16 protein-coding genes and 1 pseudogene are annotated in these 19,619 nt (G+C 69.7%); 5 read left to right on the forward strand and 12 right to left on the reverse strand.

The features are described from left to right. Both FMQ63_RS31815 and FMQ63_RS31820 read right to left on the reverse strand, forming a co-directional pair. On the reverse strand, nucleotides 1–1,739 hold a 1,739-nt coding region (locus FMQ63_RS31815), incomplete at its 3' end, for a DUF4388 domain-containing protein (RefSeq protein ID WP_141276847.1). Nucleotides 1,740–1,838: 99 nt separating this feature from the next. Further along, the gene (locus tag FMQ63_RS31820) at nucleotides 1,839–2,651 is read right to left on the reverse strand and encodes a hypothetical protein (RefSeq protein WP_011551227.1); all 813 of its coding nucleotides are present in this window, start codon (nucleotides 2,649–2,651) and stop codon (nucleotides 1,839–1,841) included. Between the two features lie 135 nt (nucleotides 2,652–2,786). Between FMQ63_RS31820 and FMQ63_RS31825 the strand changes: the two genes are divergently transcribed. After that, complete coding sequence (locus FMQ63_RS31825; RefSeq protein WP_020478921.1) at nucleotides 2,787–3,563, forward strand: TSUP family transporter; 777 nt, start codon at nucleotides 2,787–2,789, stop codon at nucleotides 3,561–3,563. A gap of 18 nt (nucleotides 3,564–3,581) precedes the next feature. Here the strand turns inward: FMQ63_RS31825 and FMQ63_RS31830 are convergent, their stop codons facing one another. The 6 genes and pseudogenes from FMQ63_RS31830 to FMQ63_RS31855 all read right to left on the reverse strand — a co-directional run bounded on the left by FMQ63_RS31830 (nucleotide 3,582) and on the right by FMQ63_RS31855 (nucleotide 9,220). After that, entirely contained in the window at nucleotides 3,582–4,097 is a 516-nt protein-coding gene (locus FMQ63_RS31830; RefSeq protein WP_011551229.1) for a YfbM family protein, read from the reverse strand. A gap of 4 nt (nucleotides 4,098–4,101) precedes the next feature. After that, nucleotides 4,102–4,611, reverse strand: a pseudogene (locus FMQ63_RS38785) (biotin/lipoyl-containing protein). Between the two features lie 22 nt (nucleotides 4,612–4,633). Continuing rightward, the gene (accC, locus tag FMQ63_RS31840; protein ID WP_011551231.1) at nucleotides 4,634–6,151 is read right to left on the reverse strand and encodes an acetyl-CoA carboxylase biotin carboxylase subunit; all 1,518 of its coding nucleotides are present in this window, start codon (nucleotides 6,149–6,151) and stop codon (nucleotides 4,634–4,636) included. 38 nt (nucleotides 6,152–6,189) lie between these two features. Next, nucleotides 6,190–6,804 (reverse strand): hypothetical protein, encoded by a 615-nt coding sequence (locus tag FMQ63_RS31845; protein WP_011551232.1) that lies wholly within the window; start codon nucleotides 6,802–6,804, stop codon nucleotides 6,190–6,192. A 118-nt stretch (nucleotides 6,805–6,922) separates the two neighbouring features. Then, a complete protein-coding gene (locus tag FMQ63_RS31850; protein WP_011551233.1) occupies nucleotides 6,923–8,485 on the reverse strand; it encodes an acyl-CoA carboxylase subunit beta in 1,563 nt (520 codons plus the stop codon). A gap of 9 nt (nucleotides 8,486–8,494) precedes the next feature. Beyond that, nucleotides 8,495–9,220 (reverse strand): Coq4 family protein, encoded by a 726-nt coding sequence (locus FMQ63_RS31855; protein WP_225909757.1) that lies wholly within the window; start codon nucleotides 9,218–9,220, stop codon nucleotides 8,495–8,497. 210 nt (nucleotides 9,221–9,430) lie between these two features. Here FMQ63_RS31855 and FMQ63_RS31860 point away from each other — a divergent pair, with 210 nt between their 5' ends. Beyond that, complete coding sequence (locus tag FMQ63_RS31860) at nucleotides 9,431–10,588, forward strand: site-2 protease family protein (RefSeq protein WP_011551235.1); 1,158 nt, start codon at nucleotides 9,431–9,433, stop codon at nucleotides 10,586–10,588. Nucleotides 10,589–10,594: 6 nt separating this feature from the next. Here FMQ63_RS31860 and FMQ63_RS31865 read toward each other — a convergent pair whose 3' ends face one another. Beyond that, nucleotides 10,595–10,852, reverse strand: a complete 258-nt coding sequence (locus FMQ63_RS31865) for a hypothetical protein (protein WP_011551236.1) — start codon at nucleotides 10,850–10,852, stop codon at nucleotides 10,595–10,597. 560 nt (nucleotides 10,853–11,412) lie between these two features. Between FMQ63_RS31865 and FMQ63_RS31870 the strand changes: the two genes are divergently transcribed. Beyond that, nucleotides 11,413–11,730, forward strand: a complete 318-nt coding sequence (locus tag FMQ63_RS31870; RefSeq protein ID WP_228556532.1) for a hypothetical protein — start codon at nucleotides 11,413–11,415, stop codon at nucleotides 11,728–11,730. 4 nt (nucleotides 11,731–11,734) lie between these two features. Beyond that, nucleotides 11,735–12,103 (forward strand): DUSAM domain-containing protein, encoded by a 369-nt coding sequence (locus FMQ63_RS31875; RefSeq protein WP_011551238.1) that lies wholly within the window; start codon nucleotides 11,735–11,737, stop codon nucleotides 12,101–12,103. A gap of 120 nt (nucleotides 12,104–12,223) precedes the next feature. Here the strand turns inward: FMQ63_RS31875 and FMQ63_RS31880 are convergent, their stop codons facing one another. The 3 genes from FMQ63_RS31880 to FMQ63_RS31890 all read right to left on the reverse strand — a co-directional run bounded on the left by FMQ63_RS31880 (nucleotide 12,224) and on the right by FMQ63_RS31890 (nucleotide 16,258). After that, nucleotides 12,224–14,194, reverse strand: coding sequence for a rhomboid family intramembrane serine protease (locus FMQ63_RS31880; RefSeq protein WP_225909759.1), 1,971 nt, complete (start codon nucleotides 14,192–14,194; stop codon nucleotides 12,224–12,226). A gap of 96 nt (nucleotides 14,195–14,290) precedes the next feature. After that, nucleotides 14,291–15,766 (reverse strand): hypothetical protein, encoded by a 1,476-nt coding sequence (locus FMQ63_RS31885; protein ID WP_011551240.1) that lies wholly within the window; start codon nucleotides 15,764–15,766, stop codon nucleotides 14,291–14,293. A gap of 78 nt (nucleotides 15,767–15,844) precedes the next feature. Next, nucleotides 15,845–16,258, reverse strand: coding sequence for a hypothetical protein (locus FMQ63_RS31890; RefSeq protein ID WP_225909760.1), 414 nt, complete (start codon nucleotides 16,256–16,258; stop codon nucleotides 15,845–15,847). Nucleotides 16,259–16,499: 241 nt separating this feature from the next. Here FMQ63_RS31890 and FMQ63_RS31895 point away from each other — a divergent pair, with 241 nt between their 5' ends. Further along, on the forward strand, nucleotides 16,500–19,595 hold the full coding sequence (locus FMQ63_RS31895) for an aminotransferase class I/II-fold pyridoxal phosphate-dependent enzyme (protein ID WP_011551243.1): 3,096 nt from the start codon (nucleotides 16,500–16,502) through the stop codon (nucleotides 19,593–19,595). The last annotated feature ends 24 nt before the right edge of the window (nucleotides 19,596–19,619 follow it).

Raw genomic sequence — 19,619 nt, forward strand, 5'->3', positions numbered from 1 at the left:
GCACCGGGGCCTGCGATGGGAGGAGTCGCTCCGGGGCCGGCGATGGGAGGGGCCGCTCCGGGGCCGGCGGCTGGGGCCGTGCCCGCGGGGCGCGTGGCACCGGGACCTGCCGCGGGCGTCGCGCCTGCCACGGGGCGTTGGGGCGCGGCGCCGGCGGTTTGCGCCCCCCCGCCGGGCTGCGGACCTCCCGCGACGTTCGGAGCGGCTCCAGCGGGGCGCTGTTGCGCGGCGGCGTTCGGGGCCGCGGCGTGTGCGGCACCCGTGGAGGGCTGGGCACCTCCGGCACCGGGCGCTCGTGGGCCCACATCCTGCGCCAACCTGGCCTGTCCGGCGAACGACACCGAGTCCAACTCCTTGAGCAGGAACGCGAGCCGCAGCAGGTGGTCCGCGTCCTGCGCGAAGTCCGTCAGCAACTGCGCGACCGAGCGCACGCCGTCGATGACCGTGAGCGCACGGACCTCGTGCGGCGTGAGGCGCAACTCGCTCGCGGCCACGACGCCACCGGACTTCATGATGGGAAGCTGGAGCACCGGGGTTAGCCGGCGCTTGAGGTCCGCGGAGGGAATCCGGCGCACCGTGTCGCTCAGCACGGCCCAGCGGTGGCCCAGCGGCATCGCCTTGTGCGAGGACAGGTCCTTCAGCTCGAAGGTGAACGTCCCGGTCTCAGCCCGCAGGCCCCTGGAGAGAATGCCGCCCGCGCGCTGCGCCAGGATGGCGAAGGCGGTGGCTGGCTGGAGCAGTCCCAGACCGAAGAGCGCGGTGAGCAGGTCTCCGCCAAAGCGCTCCAGCGTGGGCTCGGCCCGCTGAAGCTGCTCGGGCGTGAGCAGCCGCGCCGCGACCAGTGACGGCCCGAGCGCCTCTTCGGGATGGGACGAGTCGACGAACTCCGGGTTGCCCTTGCGGAAGTGAATCTGGACGACGCGGTCCGCCAGCGTCAGCGACAGCAGCCCTGTCTGCTCCCTCGCTGCGATGCGGCCATAGAGGCGGATGGGGGAGAGCTGCTCGAGTTGGCCGAGGGCCGGAATCTCCGGTGCGGCGTCATCGCCCTCCACCGCGGGCACCGCCACAGGGGCGGACGCCGGGGCCGGGCTCGCGGGGGGAGCGCTCGGCGGACGCGCGGCTCCCGCCACGGGCGGAGGTGGCACTGCTCCGGGAGGACGGGCCTGCTGGGCGGGCGCCACGGGACGCTGCGCGGGGTCCACAGTGGCCCGCGCACCGGGACCCGCCATGGGGGCCGCGCCAGGGCCCGCCACGGGCCGGACGCCGGGACCCGCGATGGGCGCCGCGCCAGGGCCCGCCACGGGCCGGACGCCGGGACCCGCGATAGGCGCCGCGCCAGGGCCCGCCATGGGTCGGACACCGGGACCCGCGATGGGCGCCGCGCCAGGGCGGACACCGGGGCCCGCGCTCGGCGCGACACCGGGGCCTGCCGCGGGCCGAACACCTGGCCTCGCCATGACGGGCGCTCCGGGGGCCACGCCCATGGGAGCGCCCGGTGCGGCCTGTTCCGCGGCGGAGACGGGCGGGGCGCCCGGGCCCCACAGCTCGCGGGGAACGACCTCGCGCGCTTCCGGGAAGCGCCAGGGAAAGGCGAAGTTGAGCCCGTCCTCGGACATCTGGAGCCGGCCCTGGATGGAGCCGCTTTCGATGAGCAGTTCAATGGTCGGCAGGGTGAGGGGCCCCCACATGGTGCCCCTGTCGTTGCGGACCCAGTACTGCCGGACCTCACCCTCCGCCATGCGCGGCCTTGCTCCTTCGTCCTGCGAGAAAAGCGAACCCTACCGCTGTCCTCCGTCGCATCAAAGCAGAGCGCCGGAGCGCGAGCCCCTTACTTCGACTCAGGGCGCCGCGCCATCCAGTGCTGCCAGCCCGAGCGCTGCCAGACACGCCGCGTCCGCTTTCTGTTCAGCGGGCGGGTCGAAGCAGTACACCTCGCTGTCGAAGACCTTGCACAGCCCGTTCGGGGTGGACGCACAGGCCGACTTCGAGAAGGCTGTGGTGCAGTTGTACCCACACACCGGGCCCGCCTCGGTGTTCTTGCACTGCGGCGCGGGCAGTTCGCGCTTCCAGGCGCACAGGGCGGCGGGGGAGGGGTCGAAGCAGGTGATGCGGCCACTGGCCAGCTTGCACACGCCCGCGGGCGTCCGGGCGCAGCGCACTCCCTCCGAGGCGTTGATGCAGCCATAGCCACACGTCAGCTCCATGGCGTTGCTGTGGCACTGGGCGGCGGGCGTGTCCTTGCCGTACACGGCGAACACCACGGCGGGCGGGTCGAAGCACTCCACCTCGCCGCCCCGGCCCCGGCAGACGCCCGCGGGGGACTGCGCGCACTTCACCCGGCCGGGCTGCGTCGCGCAGTTGTAGCCACAGGCCACCGCCCCGTCGATGCTCTGACACTCCGGCTTCGGCAGCGCCGCGCCATAGGCCTTCTGTACGTAGGCCGGCGGGTCGAAGCAGACCGCCTGGCCGTCAATCACCTGGCAGTGGCCCTGCGGTGTCTGCGCGCAGCGCACCCGCTGTCCGTCCGACTTGCACCCGTAGCCGCAGGACACCTTGCCGTCGATGGCTCGGCACGTCGGCGTGGAAGGGTCTTGCGGAATCGGAACCGAGCCCAGGGTGAGCGCCAGCACGGTGAGGAAGGAAGCGAGCACGGGGACCTCGGCGGGGGGAGCGGAGTCGTCCCGGCATTGACGCCCAAGGGGCGTGATGACGCAAGAAGCGGGCGGTCATGGGCGGCGGGCCGGGCCCGTGGTACCCAGGCGCCGCCCGCGAGGAGGTTCACCCCGGTGGACGTGGACGTCAGTGCGCTGCACCTCATCCTGCTGTGCGTGGCCGCGCTGATTGCCGGCATGGTGGATGCCATCGCGGGAGGCGGCGGGCTCATCTCCCTCCCCGCGCTGCTGGCCGCGGGCCTTCCGCCCCACGTGGCGCTGGGCACCAACAAGGGACAGTCCGTCTTCGGCTCGTTCGCCGCGCTGGTGCGCTTCTCCCGCGCGGGGCTGGTGGATGGGAACCTGGCGCGAGTGACGTTCCCCTTCGGCCTGGGTGGGGCCTTCGGGGGCGCGGCGCTGGTGCTGCTGGTGAAGCCGGAAGTCCTCAAGCCGCTGGTGCTGGTGCTGCTCATCGCGGTGGCGGTGTTCCTCGCCTTCCGCAAGTCGCCGCGTCCGGGGGACATGCCGGAGCCCGGGCCGCCCGCGCGCGCCAGGGCCATTGGCGCGCTCATCGCGCTGGCCATCGGCACCTACGACGGCTTCTTCGGACCGGGGACGGGGACGTTCCTCATCGTGGCCTTCTCGTCCCTGCTGGGACACGGCCTGGCGCGCGCGTCCGCGGACGCGAAGGTGGTGAACTTCGCCTCCAACCTCGCCTCCGTCGCGTTGTTCGCCTTCAAGGGCGTGGTGCTCTGGAAGGTGGCGCTGCCCATGGCCGGCGCCCAATTCGCGGGCGCCTACCTGGGCGCGCACCTGGCCGTGAAGGGCGGCGACAAACTGGTGCGCAAGGTGGTGCTGGGCGTGGTGCTGGCCCTGGTGCTCAAGCTGGGGCACGACGTGGTGACGGCCTGAGCAGCCGTCACCCCGCCATCAGCCGATGTGCACCAGCAGCGCCTCCCGGCGCTTGGCCACGGCGGCCATGAACTTCTGGAGCTCCTCGAAGTAGGAGAGCAGCTCCTCCAGCAAATCCACCTCGGACTCGGGCTCGTCCCATGTCCCGGGGTAGATGTCCTGGGCCTGCATGACGGACGCGTCGTAGCGCGCGCGCAGCGTCTTCTGCGTCACCTGCTGCAGCGCCGTGGCCAGGGCCTGCACCTGGGCCGGCGTGAAGACGCGCGCGGTGCCTTCCTCGGAAGGGATGTCGCCCACGTCCTCGCCGCCACGCACCAGGAAGTCCAGCGGCGGGCTGCCTTCCCACGGCGTTCCGGTCAGCAGGTACTGGAGGCCATGCCACGCCTCGCCGATGTCCAACTCCAGGAACGCCGAGCCCTTCGGGTCACCGAAGTCCTCGTCATCGTCGACGAAGTCCTCCAACTGTTCGGGGGCCTGGAGCAGGGCAACGCGCTGGGCCTCGGTGGCGCTGCGCAGGGTGCAGAGCATCTCCATGGAGCTATTCCACCATCACCAGCTTGGCGTTGTTCTCCACGGCGGTGCCTTCCTTGGCGAACAGCTCGGTCACCTTGCCCGCCTTGGGGCTCTTGAGCTCGTTCTCCATCTTCATGGCTTCCACCACCACGAGGCCCTGGCCCTCCTTCACCTCGTCGCCCACCTTCACCAGCACCTTCACCACCTTGCCCGGCATGGGCGCGGTGACCAACTGCTTGCCCTCGACGGAGAAGGCCGCGTTGGCCGCGCGCAGCCGGAGCCGGCGCTCATCCGCCACGTCGATGCGGTTCACCTAGCCGCGCAGGAGCACGCCAAGCTCGTCGCCGTTCTCCTCGAACTCGACGTTGTACGACTGGCCGTCTACCAGCATGGACAGCGTGCCGTGCTCCAGCGCCAGCGCGTCCACCTGGTACGTGGTGGCGCCCACGGTGATTTTGAACTGGTCGTTCCCCAGGGGCTCCAGGTCCACCGGGACCGCTTCCTTCTGGCCCTGCTGCTTCGTGAAGTAACGCATGGGAGTCCTTCCGAGCTGGGGGTTAGCGGCGCGCGCGCAGCGCCAGCTTCCACGGGGAGACGCCGCCGTTGCCACCGCCCTGGCCGCCACTGGCAGCAGGCAGGGTCTTCGCGCGCTTCTGGTCCTTCTGGTACGTGTGCACCACGCTGGCCAGCAGCGCCATCTCGCTCAGCTTCGGGTCCTCCGCGCCCAGCAGCGCATCGTGCTGGCGGGTGAGGAAGCTGGTGTCGTAGTCGCCCTCGATGAACTCGGGGTGCGCCAGAATCGCCTTCAGGTAGCGGATGTTGGTGGTGATGCCCTTCACCACGTACTCGGACAGCGCGCGCTGCGTGCGGGCGATGGCCTCGCGCCGCGTGGGGGCCCACACGGACAGCTTGGAAATCATCGGGTCGTAGACGTTGGGCACCGTGTACCCGGGGAACACGCCCGAATCGTCACGCACGTTCGGTCCACCCGGCACGCGCAGGTACGTAATCTTGCCCGGGCTGGGCATGAAGTTGCGGCTCGGGTCCTCCGCGTACACGCGGACCTCAATCGAATGACCGCGCGGCGTGGGGGCTTCGGTGAGGCCGAGCTTCTCGCCCTCGGCGGCCTTGATCTGCATGGCCACCAGGTCCAGGCCCGTCACCCACTCCGTCACCGGGTGCTCCACCTGGAGGCGGGTGTTCATCTCCAGGAAGTAGAAGTTGCGGTGCACGTCCACCAGGAACTCCACCGTCCCGGCGCCCACGTAGTTGACGGCCTTGGCCGCCTTCACCGCGACCTCGCCCATCTTCGCGCGCAGCTCCGGCGTGAGGATGGGGCTGGGCGTCTCCTCCACCACCTTCTGGTGCCGGCGCTGCGCCGAGCACTCGCGCTCGTTCAGGTGGATGGTGTTGCCGTACTGGTCCGCGAAGACCTGGATCTCCACGTGGTGTGGCTTCTCCAGGTACTTCTCGATGTAGACGGCGTCGTTGCCGAAGGCGTTGAGGGCCTCGCTCTTGGCGGCGCGCCACGAGGACTCGAAGTCCTCCATGCGCTCCACCTTGCGCATGCCCTTGCCACCGCCGCCGCCCGCGGCCTTGAGCATGACGGGGAAGCCAATCTTCTCCACGTAGGCGCGCGCTTCCTCCACGGAGGGGATGGGCTCGGTGGTACCGGGCACCACGGGCACGCCCGCCTTGATCATGTTCGCGCGGGCACGCGTCTTCTCGCCCATGGAGTCCATGGCGGAGGCGGGCGGCCCGATGAACGTCAGGCCTTCGGCCTCACAGGCGCGGACGAAGGCGGCGTTTTCGGAGAGGAAGCCGTAGCCGGGGTGGATGGCATCCGCGCCAGCCTGCTTCGCGGCGTCGAGGATGCGCTGCTGCACCAGGTAGCTCTCACGCGAAGGCGGGGGCCCCACGAAGATGGCCTGGTCGGCCGTGCGCACATGCAGGGCGGAGCGGTCCGCCTCCGAGTACACCGCCACCGTGGCGATGCCGAGTTCCTTGCACGTGCGCATCACCCGGATGGCGATCTCGCCGCGATTGGCGACGAGCACTTTGCGGATCTTGGGCATGGGGCCCGTCTAGCACGGGGCGACCCTGTTTGCCGCCTCTACTTCCGGGTGTTCAGGTACTGCTCCATGTAAGCGCGAGCCTGTGTCAGCTTGGCCTCCACGAAGCGGTCGTCCTCGTCCGGCTCCGGCGGAGCGGGCGGACCCGACCGTCCAGGTTCGTTGCCGAAGTCGACCGCCGCAGCCAACAGGTTGCGTGCCGCGTTTCCGCCGCCGAAGAGGCGGGCCAGCATGCCCGTCTCGACGTCCAGCCAGCGCGCCGCCTGCCGGATGACGTCCAGAACCTCACCTTCCACGGCCTTGGACGGGCGGCCCGGGCCGCTGATGCAGGAGCGCGCGTAGCTGTGCTCGCGGTCCACGAAGAGGCCCAGCGCCCGGTCCCGGAAATCCTGCGCCAGGGCCTGACTCATGGCGTCGAGCTGCTCCTCCAAGAAGGGCTGCTCGGACTTGCGCGCCTTGCGGCCAGGGGCGGGCGGGAGCTCCAGCTCGACGGCGTGCCAGCCCGCATCGGCCAGCCCCTCTGGCGGAGGCTCCACCCACTTCACCTCGGGCGTGGCCAGGTCCACCGCTTCGCAGACGCGCTTGAGCGTCTGGCGCAGGGCGGTGAGGTTTCCTTCGACGTCGGAGAGAAAGAGGACGAGGCGACGGTGGGGCAAAATGAGATTCCTTTCCTGGCCCCTGTAAGCCCGTTCGTCACCCCCAAATTTCCCCCTTCGCGCGCGCCTGCCTGCCCTGCTGGCGACAGAGGGCGGGCAGGCGAGGGCTGAAAGAAACCTAGAGCGGGATGTTGCCGTGCTTGCGGGGGAGGTTCTCCTGGCGCTTGTCCTTCAGCAGCTCCAGGGAGCGGATGAGCTTCGCGCGCGTCTCCTCCGGACGGATGATTTCGTCGATGTAGCCCAGCTCGGCCGCCTTGAACGGGGTGGCGAACTTGTCGCGGTAGTCCGCCGTCAGCCGGGCCCGCTCAGCGGCGGCGTCCGGGGCCTTGGCCAGCTCGTTGCGGAAGATGATGTTGACCGCGCCCTCGGGGCCCATGACGGCGATTTCCGCGGTGGGCCAGGCGAAGTTCATGTCCGCGCGGATGTGCTTGGACGCCATGACGTCATAGGCGCCGCCGTAGGCCTTGCGGGTGATGACGGTGACCTTGGGGACGGTGGCCTCGGCGTAGGCGTACAGCAGCTTGGCGCCGTGGGTGATGATGCCGCCCCACTCCTGGTCGGTGCCGGGGAGGAAGCCGGGCACGTCCACCAGCGTGACGAGCGGGATGTTGAAGCAGTCGCAGAAGCGCACGAAGCGCGCGGCCTTGATGCTGGCGTCGATGTCCAGCACGCCGGCGAGCACCGCGGGCTGGTTGGCGACGACGCCCACGCTGCGCCCGTTCATGCGCGCGAAGCCGATGACGATGTTCTTCGCGAAGTGCTCCTGCACCTCGAAGAAGTGCTTGTCGTCGACGATGGCCTTGATGACTTCCTTGATGTCGTAGGGCTTGTTGGGGTTGCTCGGGACAATCGTCTTGAGCGACTCCTCGGCCCGGAACGCGTCGTCCTCGCACGGCTGGACGGGCGCCTCTTCCTGGTTGTTGGAGGGCAGGAAGGAGAGCAGCTCGCGCGTCATCACGATGGCGGCCTGCTCGTTCTCCGCCGCGAAGTGGGCCACGCCGGACTTCTGGTTGTGCGTGACGGCGCCGCCCAGCGCTTCCTTCGACACCTCCTCGTGCGTCACCGTCTTGATGACGTCCGGGCCGGTGATGAACATGTACGACGTGTCCTTCACCATCATGATGAAGTCGGTGATGGCCGGCGAGTACACCGCGCCGCCCGCGCACGGGCCCATGATGAGCGAAATCTGGGGCACCACGCCGGAGGCCAGCGTGTTGCGCACGAAGATGTCCGCGTAGCCGGCCAGGCTCTCCACGCCTTCCTGGATGCGCGCGCCGCCCGAGTCATTCAGGCCGATGACGGGCGCACCCACGCGGGTGGCCAGGTCCATGATCTTGCAGATCTTCTGCGCGTAGGCGCCCGACAGCGAGCCGCCGAAGACGGTGAAGTCCTGGGCGAAGACGAAGACCTTGCGGCCTTCCACGGTGCCGTAGCCGGTGACGACGCCGTCGCCTGGAATCTTCTTGTCGCCCATGCCGAACTCGCTCGAGCGGTGGGTGACGAACTTGTCCAGCTCACAGAAGGAGCCGGGGTCAAGGAGCAGGTCGATGCGCTCGCGGGCGGTGAGCTTGCCGGACTCGTGCTGCTTGGCGATGCGGTCGGCACCGCCACCCAGCTCGGCTTGCTTCTCCATCTTCTCGAGACGTGCGCGGAGGGGGTCCTTCTCGGGAGTCTGGTCCATGGGGCGCGTCTAGCATGATTGGGGCGGGGACGCGCTGCCTGGATTCCTGACTTCCATGGCCGGACGCATGGGGTCGTCAAGCACTGCATCCACCGCCGCCAGGTCCAGGCCGTAGCGCTGGCGGACCTCCGCCAGGGGCGACTCCCACATTTGACACCACGGTGCCCCGAAGAGCGGTCGGGCCCGTTGTCCCAGCAGCCAGCCCCGGACGATGGCGCGCATGCGCTCCTCGCGCTGAGAGAACGCGTAGAGGAGGGTGTTCGTCAGGCCGCCCGCGAGGATGCCCAGGGCGAAGGGGCTGCCCACCTGGGCCAGGCTGAAGGCCTGGATGCCCAGCTCGCCCGCCACGCTCGTCGGAAAGCCGGTGAGGACGTGCCAGACGTCATGGGATTCGAGCAGGTGCGCTCGCACGTACTCCTCGTCGGTCCGCGCCTCCAGGTAGGGCAGTGCGTCAGGGTTCACCTGGTTCGCCTCCAGGTGGTCGACGAAGGCACGTCCCAGGGTGTGTTCGGGCAGGGCGCGCAGCGCGGCCAGGTGGAGCAGGCCCACGCGCGGGCGCTCGATGAAGGCCTGGGCCGCGGAGGCGTGGCTCATCAGCCGCTCCACCAGCCGCCGCATCGCCACGGGGGGCGCGAGCACGGGGGCCAGACCCAGGACGTCCTGGAGTTTCTCCGGGTCGCGGAGGGCCCGTGCCATCCGCCATGCCGCCCGCGCATTCGCGACAGGATTCCACATGGTGCCTCCAAGGCGGGGACGCTGGGGCCGCCCCGTCCAGCGTATGTGGGAGGCGCAAGGGCGGGGCGGGGGGACCGCGGCCGTGCTCGCGGGCGGACATCCCGAAGGCCGAGGAGCGGACATTCGGGGGGCGGGCAGCCGGCCGGGCCGCTTCCAGGTCCGTGCGCGCCGGGTGGAGGGGACGGAGGTTGAAGCCATAGGAGGGCCGCCATGCGCGCCGCGCGAGGATCCTTTCAAATCGGCTCGTTCCGCGGCATTCCCGTCCGCGTCCACTTCTCGCTGTTGCTGGTCCTTCCGCTGCTTGCGTTTCTATTCGGCGGCGCCTTCCAGCGGGCGGCGGAGGTGGCCGAAGTCCCCCCGGAGCGACTCAGCGGCTCGCCCGCGCTGTGGGGGCTGGTGGTGGCGTTGGGCTTGTTCGCGTCCGTGTTCATTCACGAACTGGCGCACACCGTGTACGCGCTGCGCCGCGGCGGGAGGGTGCGCTCGATTACGTTGATGATGGTGGGCGGTGTGTCGGAGTTGACGGAGGCGCCGCCGCGTCCCCGGGATGAAGCGCTGATGGCCGCGGTGGGGCCGCTGACGAGCATCCTGCTGGCGGTGCTGCTCGGCGGCGCGACGTGGCTGCTCCAGGAGGTGCGCTCGTTCAACCTCCAGTTCGCGTTCTTCTACATGGCCAGCCTGAACCTGTTCCTGGGTGTGTTCAATCTGCTGCCCGCGTTCCCCATGGATGGGGGGCGCATCGTCCGCGCGTCGCTGGCGGGACGGCTGGGGATGGTGCGCGCAACGCAGGTGGCGTCCTGGCTGGGACGTGGGTTCGCGGTGTTGTTCGGTGTGTGGGCGGTGCTGTCGCTCAATCCGTTCCTGGTCGTCATCGCGTTCTTCATCTTCATGGGCGCGCAGGGGGAGGCGCAGCAGGTGCGGATGAAGATGACGCTGGAGCGTGTGCCGGTGGCCGACTTGATGACGCCGCGCCGGGTGGGTGTGGACGCGGGGGCGTCGCTGGAGCAGGCGCTGTGGGACTTGCGGCGTGCGAGGCTGTTGCTGCTGCCGGTGACGGAGGACGAAAGGCCGGTGGGGCAGGTGTCGCTGGAGACGGTGCGGGCCGTGCCGGATTCGGAGCGGATGACGCGCACCGTGCGCGAGGTGATGGTGCCCGCCGTGGTGGTGCGGCTGGATGAGGATGGGTGGACGGCGCTGCGGCGCATGGCCGAGGAGGAGAGGCCCCAACTCGTCGTGGTGGAGGCGGATGGGGTGCTGGCGGGGACACTCGACGTGAACGATGTGCAGCGCGGTATGGCGCTGTATCAGGCGCGCGAGGAGCGCAGCGGTCAGCAGGATCGGCGGTGGCGGCAGGAGCGGCCGGCGTAACGGGACTCAGTCCGTCACGAACCACAGGCCCACGGTGCCGCCACCCTGCTGCGAGAAGATGGCGTCGCTCGTTTGGAGTTCATGTTCGGCGGCGTGCTTGAACAGCAGCTCTCCGGTTGGAAAGCGGTGGACACCGAAGCCTCCGCAACCGCCCCGCGAGGCCGCGAGCAAGGTCCCATCCGGGTTGAATGACAGGTTACAGGGACGGCAGAAGCCCTGGACCTCCTCCGCGATGCGGCACGCGTCGAGGTCTACCCGCGGCACTTCATGACCGTGGGCCTGGCTTGGGTGGAGTCATGCCGCCACGCGAACGTCGGACGGTGCAGCGCCGGTCTTGTGCTTCCCGGCGAAGGCCCAGGGGAGCTGGCACTCATCCTGCGCGCGCAGGGGGCGAGCGTGATGTCCATGGCGGCATCCCAGCGCTTGGGTGCACTGGGGAACGGTCACCCGGCACAGTGAGTCTCTGCTTGTGTTGCCTACCTGGTGCGTTGCATATGGGATGCGCAGGGCGGCATCCAGGCCACTTTCAGACGAGGCAGATGCCCGGTGTTGCCATCGCGGGCTCCCGCCTCGGCGATGTGCCCTCGATAGCGGACGTGTTCCGCAGGGAGGAGGAGCCGCGGGTTCGGGTGATTGCCGTGGGCGAGCCCGGAGGCTGGCTGCGTGAAAGGAGGGTTGTCCATGCATGAGGCGTGTGTAAGCTGCTATTCATGGAAAACGAGCCATCCTTGCATTGTTGCGCGATGTGGGGCCCGCTGGCAGCCATTGTTCTCTCGGCGCTGGGGTGTGGCGGGAGCGCTCATTCCACCGCGGCCCGTCAGCCCGTGTACCTGGCCCAGGCGCAGTGCGGCCCCATGGATTCGACGGTGAGTTGCTGCGTGAAGATGCACCCGGCCACGCCTGAGCGCTGCGGGCTGACGGCCTCGGAGGCGAGCAAGTACCTGGTTCCGATGAAGGCCGTCGAGTCCGCGTCCGAGGCCAGCGAAGAAGCCATCCCCGGGTGGAAGCAGGTGTGCATCGACGCCTATGCCCAGTGTCAAGAGCAGGCCTGGTCAGGCTCTTGTTACGACTGCTTCCGGTATTGCGAAGGGCAACACGAATGGCCCGTGGATAAGTGCCGCCGTCGCAAGGGAGGCGAGTGAGTCCATGGCCGAGTCGATTGATTGGGACCCGGTGCGTGAACTGGCGCGTCGCGTGGAGGCCGGTGAGGCGCTGTCGCTGACGGCCGAGGTGCGCGCCTTGCTCCTCCGCTCGGCACGAGAGGTGGGCATTCCCGAAGAGGATGCACATGCCGCCGTCGCGGGTGTTGCCACGGCGACGGCGCTTCTTCACGAGACTCGCCGCCGCATTCGTGATGGCTCGCAACGTCTCATGCGCGCGCTGACGGGGGCCCGCCGGCTTCGGGACGCGGGCGACGCCGCTGGCGCGCGCGCGCTACTGGAAGACGTGCTCGCGGTGGAGCAGGTGCCCCTCTATCGCGAGCAGGCCGAGTTGGCCCTGGAAGACATGGAGTGAGTTGCCTGTCACATTCGGACAGGCTCTCAGTCGCGCTGAAGGAGCTGATTCTTCACGGGCGCCATGCCTGGCTTCGAAGCCAGTCAACAAGGCGTCGTGGGTGGGGCCCCTTCGCCGCGCTCAGGCCGCTGCCGCGCTCCCGCCGTAGTAGTGCTGGCTCAGTTCCGCCTCGCTGTTGAAGCGCGGGTACTGCCCTTGCTTCAGGGAGGAGGCGTCCGGAAGCGCGTTGGCGTTGGTGCGCTCCAGCATGTCCGCCAGGAATCGCGCATAGGCCTCACGCGGCGCCACACCCGGATAGAAGTGGTTCAGCGCGAGCCCCGCGACGTTCACCCGCAGCACCCGCGGTCCCTCGTTGGCGCTCCCCCAGGAGAGCACCAGGTCGGTGAGCACGGTTTGTCGCGGCGACGTCCCCGGCGGCCCGGCGACGGGCAGCATGCCCACGGCAATCGCCAGCACCTCCGTCATGGCCATCGTCCGGCGCTGGCCATTGGCTGCCTCCACGGTGAGGGCCATGGCCGTCATGCCCACGATGCGGCAGGGAAAAACGCGCGGCGGCGCGGGTGGTGCGTCCACGGTGGGCGTTGGCGCAGCGTCCCGTTTCTTCCATGCGTTCTCTTCCAGCACCCGCGTGATTTCGGCGTCCAGCTCCCGGACCCGGTCACCCGCAGACGCGGCTTCTCCCGTCAGCAGCGGCTTGGCGCGCGCGAGGTAGTCTGCTGCCCGCTCGAGGTCCTTGTAGTGCGCCATTCGCAGCTCCGTGGCGCGGATGAGCGCGCGCACCGCGATGATGCCCGCGCCCCCGCCCGCCACGCTGTACAGGGCTTCCGTCGTCTCCAACGAAGCCGGCGGCGCGTCTTCCGTGTCCAGCGCCTGTGCCAGCTTCCACGCGGAGGCGGGCCGCAGCGCGTCGATGGGCAGCAGCGAGACCAATGGCTCCATCGCGAACCACAGTGCGTCCGTGGAGGCGCGGCCCGCGAGCGTATGGAGCGCCCGCTCCACCCGCGCCGTGCCGGCCTGCGTCTTGCCGTCCTCCAGGTCCATGCGGCCCAGCGACAGCAACGCGTCGGTGTGGTCCGGCTGGGTCTTCAGCAAGCGCTGGAAGCCCGCGCGTGCGGCCGTGCGGTCTCCCTTGTCGAGTGCCTCCTGGGCCTCCGCCAGCCGCGGGTCGGCTACCCAGCCGCCCTGCTTCGCGGCGAGTGCGGGCGCCACCACCCGTTCCTCCAACTGCGTGACGCGCAGCAGCGACGCGCCCGCGAAGCCGAAGACGAAACCGCCGATGTGGGCCATCACCGCGACGCCCGTGTTGTTGCCCAGGAGGTAGTAGTTCAGCACCTCGTTGCCGAACCACAGGCCGCCCCAGACCCAGCCGGGAACGGGGAAGGTGCCGCGGAAGATTTTCAGCAGCCAGACGAAGTAGCCGATGCGGACCCGTCGCTGGGCGAAGCGCAGACAGAAGGCGCCCATGCACGCGGCCACGGCGCCGGAGGCGCCCACCATCACCGACTCCGATGAGGGGTCGATGGCATAGTGGGCCACGCCGGCCACGAGCCCGCCCACGACATAGAAACCCGCGAAGAGTGGCCGGCCCCAGGCATCCTCGAGCAGCAGGCTGGTCACGTAGAAGAACAGCAGGTTCCCCAGCAGGTGCATCCACCCCAAGTGGAGGAACATGTACGTGAGCCAGCCGGGCTGGGCGAGTCCCCGCGCGGGCACCAGGGAGAAGCGCGAGAGCAGGCTCGAGTCGTGCTGGGCGATGAGCTCCTCGCAGCGCTCATTCAGTCCCTGCTGCCGGTTCGTCACGCTCTCCGCTCCGTCGGATTCCGCGACGCGTTGGTGCATGTTGCGCACCAGCCTCCGGCCCGAATCGGACAGCAGCCGCTCCGCACACGCGGGAGGGAACTCCAGGTCCGGGTGCTCGAGCGACTGCTCCAGCAGGGAGCGCAGCTCGTTCTCACCCACGCCCAGGGGATTGGACGGAATGACCCAGGAGATGAAGAAGGCCACGATACAGATGGCCGCGATGGTGATGGACACCCGAGGCAGCCGCTCCAGCTCGGTGTTGTCCACCCCCAGGGGCAGGAACAGCATCATGGCGTGGTTTCCCCCTCGTGCTTTGAGGGCCTGACATATCACGACGGAGGCTCGCAACGGCGCGCCACCTCGTCCCGCCGCTCCAGATTCGAGCGTCTACTGCGGAGGCAGCGGCCAGGTCAGGGACACACGGTGGGCGCCACCAGGAGCGGCGTCCATCCACCCGGTGATGCGCTCGCTGCGCGCCAGCAGCGGCCCCAGCTCCGAGCTGGCCGCGAAGAGGGCGGCAAGCACCTCATCCGCCAGGATGTCCGTCAGGGAGATTTGCGCCAGGCCTCGCGCGACCCGCTTGGGGTCCAACGCGAAGTCCACCGGGTGCTCCGTCTTCGTGCCCGTCTCCGTCAGCGCCGCCAGCGTGGCCTGGGTCACCGACTCGTCGTTGCCCAGGACGAGCTGCTTGCCCTTGATGCGCACGAACACGTTGCCGCCCTTGAGCGGGAGCTTCCAGCCGTCCTCCAGCACCAGCACGTCCGGGAACTTGCCCAGCGGGGCCAGCGCGGCCTTCACCGCCTCGACGTTCGTCACCTCGGCGGCCACGGCCTGGCGCACCGCGAAGAAGCGCGTCGACATCGCGCGCAGTGAGCCGCGCACCTGGACGTGGTCCATGTTCACCAACATGTGGCCAGTGAGCTGCTTCGTCACGGCCTTCGCCATGGACACCATCTGCTCCTTCGGGCACGTGGGGCACAGGACCTGGAGCGTGGAGCGCATCGTGTCCACCGTCTGGAACACCCCCATGGGAGAGATGGACGCCCGCGAGGAGAGCAGTCCCTCCGAATTCATCGCCGCGTAAGGGCTGGTGCCTCGCGCCTGGAAGACTGGCAACTGCAACTTCGTCGTCACGCCATCCACCTGCAGCGCGTTGGCCGTTCCGTCCAGGCCCACCACCGTGTTGCCCGACACGACGAATGCCACGCCCGGTACCTTGCCCAGCCGGGCATCTCGCGCGGGCGCCTTGCCCACCAGCCGGACGGACTCCTTGAGCAGGTCCGCGCCGCCGCGCTCGATGGCGCCGAAGGCGCAGACCTCCTTGCCCTTCAGCGCGTAGCCCATGCTGCCGCCCATGTCGCGGTCGACATGCACCGTCGTCACCCCTCCACGCGTGGTGGGCTTCGCTTCGGCGCCGCCCGCGGCGGTGATGGCTTCGGCGGCCTTCGCCTGGAACACCTTGGCGTCGGCCACTCGCATGCAGGACACGCGCCCGTCTTTGCGCATGGACACGGTGGCTGGACCGGCCGGATCCAGGCCGAGCTCGGACAGGGACTGGGGCCGCGTGGGGTCGACGGCGAGGAAGGGGTGCAGCTCCGTCCGCCACGCCGAGGGACGCAGCAGCGCGGCGTGCTGGCCCGCGCGCTCCAGGAACGCAGCCAGACCCGTCAGCGCATCCACCTTCGGCACATGGACGAGCGTCTGCGCCGAAGCGGCGGCACGGGGAGCGGGGGCCGTTGCCAGGGTGGCGGCCAGGACGAGCGAGGAGAGCATGTCTCCGTGAGAGCAGCCGGGCTCCCACGCTGTCAAGGAGGGACTCGCAGGGGCTCTGGCCCTCACCGTGGCCCAGGCGCCGCGCCGCACGCCGCCCCAGCGTGCGACCTCCGGCGAGTCACGCCACGATACCGGGCCGATGTCCGTGCCTGCTGTGCCGCATCCGGCCTACAGGCGGCCGGCGTTGGCCCACTCAATCATCCGCTCCGCCAGGTCCTCGGCGTCGCGGCGCAGATGCACCAGTTGGAGCACGTGGTCATCCGTGCACGCCAGCGCCATGCGCAGCACGAGCGAGTCGGCGAAGCGCAGCACCTGCGCGATGCTGATGCAGTCGCGGTCCTCGCTGGTCCCCGCGAAGCGCGCCGCGTCCGCGTCCATCGTCAGGCCTTCCGCCAGCAGCGCCTGCACCAGCGCGGCACGCGCCACCGGGTGCTCGTATTCCGCCGCGTCGCGTAACTGGCGGCGCCACGGCTGCGACTCCCAACGCACCAGCGACGCGTCCTTGGCGCGCTTCACCGGCTGCGTGCGCTTCTTCTTCCAGAATCCCCCAGCAAGCACCGGCCTCGAGACGTTCATCTCCATCACTGCCCCCTCTCCACTACGGGGTCCATCCACAGGCATGAGCGACATGGATGCTGCTCCGTCGGTACCGCGCGTGCTGCTTCCGAGCCCACCCGGCGCGGCGGCGGCGGGCCTCGTTGCTGCTGCCCTTTATTACGGCGAGTCGGCATTTCCTTGACTCACCCCACGGCGCCAAAGGGTTTCATCCGGGCGCCATCCCAGCGTTGACAGGGGGCGGGGGGCTCGGGACAGTCCCCGCGCCATGCCGACCTACCCCTCCACACCCCGTGAGGCGTTTCACCTGCTGCGCGCACTGTCCGAGGACCTGTCCCATGCGGACAGGCGCCCGCGCGCGCTGGCCGAGCTCCGAGAGCTGGCGGAGCTGTCTCGCCACCAACCCGAATCCGCGCCACTGCGGCTGGTGACGGTGACGGTGACGGTGGGCGCTTCGCAGGAGCGGTTGGAGTTGTTCCTGCTGCCATCCATCTTCGCTCCGGAGGCGTGGGCCTACACCTTCCTGGAGGGACTGCTGAGCGTCCCGCTGGATGAGTACGCGGGAAAGCGGCTGGTGGAAGTCGGCGCGGGCTCGGGATGGATTTGCATCGCGCTGGCAAAGTTCACCCGGCTGGCGCACGTGCATGGCGCGGACCTCAATCCGCATTCGCCCGTGGTTGCGCGCTGCAACGCGTGGCTCAACGGAGACGAGGCGCTGGCGTCGCGTCTGTCCTTCGGGGAGAGCGACCTGTTGCGCGGGATTCCTTCGGATGCCCCATGGGACTTCGTGGTGGGCTGTATTCCGCAGGTCCTCCGGGGCGAGGAGGATTTGCCATCCGAGCTGTCCCAGGCCGACGAGCAGGCGCTCTACGACTTGTCCAACTACTGCACGCTGCAGAACGTCTACGAGGACCACTTCGGGCTCGGGCTCATCGCGCGATTGCTGGACGAAGCGCCGGAGCGGCTGTCGCCCACCGGACGGCTGCTGCTCAACCTCGCGGGCAGGCCAGGGCGCGTCATCATCGAGCGGATGTTCACCCGCCGCGGCTTCGACACGCACGTGCGGGTGGCCCGCCGGGTGATGCAGGCGGCGGACACGGACATCCGTCCTTTGGTGGCGCTGGAGCAGCGAACCGGCCGCGAGTTCGAGTTCTTCATGGAAGCGCGCAGCCCGGAGCCGCTGCGGGCGGCCACCGCGCTGGGCTGGCTCCAGGCCGGGAATCCGGTGTGGCACGAGGTGGCGGTGTGGGAGGCGCGGCTGGCGCTGCCTCGCGAGACGCTGGCGCTGCGGGCCGCTCTGCGCGCGCTGGGCGCTTCTGCGTTGCAGGAGGAGCTGGACCTGGGCGCCGCGTCGGCGGAGCAGTTGGGCTTCGTCGCCGACCTGGCGGCGCGGCTGGCGCGGGGCCCGCTGATGCCCTACGCGCACGAAGCGGGTGACGCGTCCTTCCGCCGGCAGGTGGTGCGCTACCTGGACCGGTACTTCGGGCTGCGGCTGGCGGAAGAGGAGGTCTTCGTCGCGCCCGAGCGCGAGCAGGCGGTGTACTCGCTGCTGATGGCCACCTGCGACGCGGGTGACGAGGTGCTGGTGTCGCGCAACCTCCATCCGCTCTACGCCCGTGCGCTGGAGAAGGCGGGGGTGCGCGCCACGGTGACACACACGTCGCTCGCGGAGATTCGCCGGCTGTTGTCCGCGTTCGACGTGAAGATGGTGCTGCTCACGGTGGAGAAGGGGGAGCGCACCAACCTGTCCGTGCTGCGCGACATCGTCGCGGAGGCGGCGCGCCGGGGCATCTGGGTGGTGCTGGATGAAAGCGCCTTCTTCAACATCACCGGCGGTGTGGAGCCGCACACGCTCTTCGAGTTCCTGGCCCGTGAGGCCCATGCCCCCAACCTGGTGGTGCTCTATGGCCTCATCAAGAACGCGGTGTGGCCGGACCTGGAGCTGACGCTGCTCATGCCGGTGCCGCAGCCGCTGCGGGGAGATTTGGAAGCCGCGGCGGAGGTCACCTACTCGCGCATCAGCACCCTGGCGCAAGCGTTCTACGAGCGCACCTTCGCTGACTTGCTGTCGTTCCGCATTTCCTTCGCGGAGCCGGAAGCGCCCGCGCCGCGCAGGCCTCCGGTGGTGACGCTGCCCCGCTCGCGACGGATGGCGCGGCTGATGACCTTCCCCGCATTCGCGCCCAAGGTGTTCCGCGAGGACGACGCGGAGCTGGTGCGTCTGGATTACGGAGAGAACGAAGGGCCGCTTCCGCCTCCCTTGGTGGAGGGCCTCATCGCCGCCGGTGTCGCGCCGCGCGAGCCCGCACCGCAGACAGGGCTGGCCGAGGCGGTGTCGGCCTTCCTGCTGGAGTCGCGCGCGGTGCGCTACGCGCCGGACGAGCTGGCGGTGGCGCCGGGCGTGTGGCCGCTCATCCACCACCTGGGCGTGGCGCTGCGCCAGCGGCTGGGACGCACGCCGCGCGTCTATGTGTCGACGCCGTGCTACGGCGTGTTGCCGCCCACCTTCGTCTCCGCGGGGTGTGACGTGGAGCAGGGGCCACTGTCGGGGCTGTTGGCCCGGCGAGGGCAGGGCGGTGGCGTGCCGGATGCCATCGTCGTGTCGCAGCCGTCGAACCCCTCCGGTGTCTACCTGGCCCGCGAGGAGCTGGTGGCCCTGGCCACCTATGTGGTGGAGCAGCGCTGTCTGCTGGTCTCGGACGAAATCTTCGGACTGGTGAACCTCACCAGCCCCACTGCGGAGACGGTTCCCAGCCCCGTGACGCTGGAAGGCGCGGTGCCCGGCATCGGCGCCCGCACGGTGCTGCTGGGAGGACTGTCCAAGGAGTTCGCGGCCGGTGGGCTCCGCGTGGGATGGCTCGCGACGAAGGACCGGGCGCTGGCCGCGGCGGTGCGTGACAGCGGCCCTGGGGTGCTCCACCTGATGACGGCGCGCGCTGCGGCGTACCTGTATGCGGCATATGCCCGCAGTCCGGATGGCCAATTGCTGTACTCCGCACGGCACCGCACCCTGCGGTCCTACCTGGTGAAGATGCGGCGGGAACTGGCGGAGAAGCGCGAGCTGCTGGCCGGGGCGCTGCCAGGGGATGGGCGCTCGGACGCGGGGGACGCGGGCGGACTCTTCTTGTCGCCTCGGATGACGACATGGCTGGGGCAGGAGGTCGACGGGGTGCGGCTCACGCCGGAGAACCTTCCTCGCGTGGTGTACGAGCACACGCACGTCGTCCTGAATGGAGGCTCGTGGTGTGGGGATCCAGAGCGGGTGCGGGCCGTGTTCTCGATTCCACGGGACGCGCTGCTCCGGGCGCGTGAGCAGCTCTTGCGCTTCGGCGCGAAGCTGCGCGGCGGGCCGTCCGAGTCCTGAAGCGCGGGCCCCGCACGGACACTG

It is taken from the genome of Myxococcus sp. CA005 (genome assembly GCF_006518205.1).
GTDB lineage: Bacteria > Myxococcota > Myxococcia > Myxococcales > Myxococcaceae > Myxococcus > Myxococcus xanthus.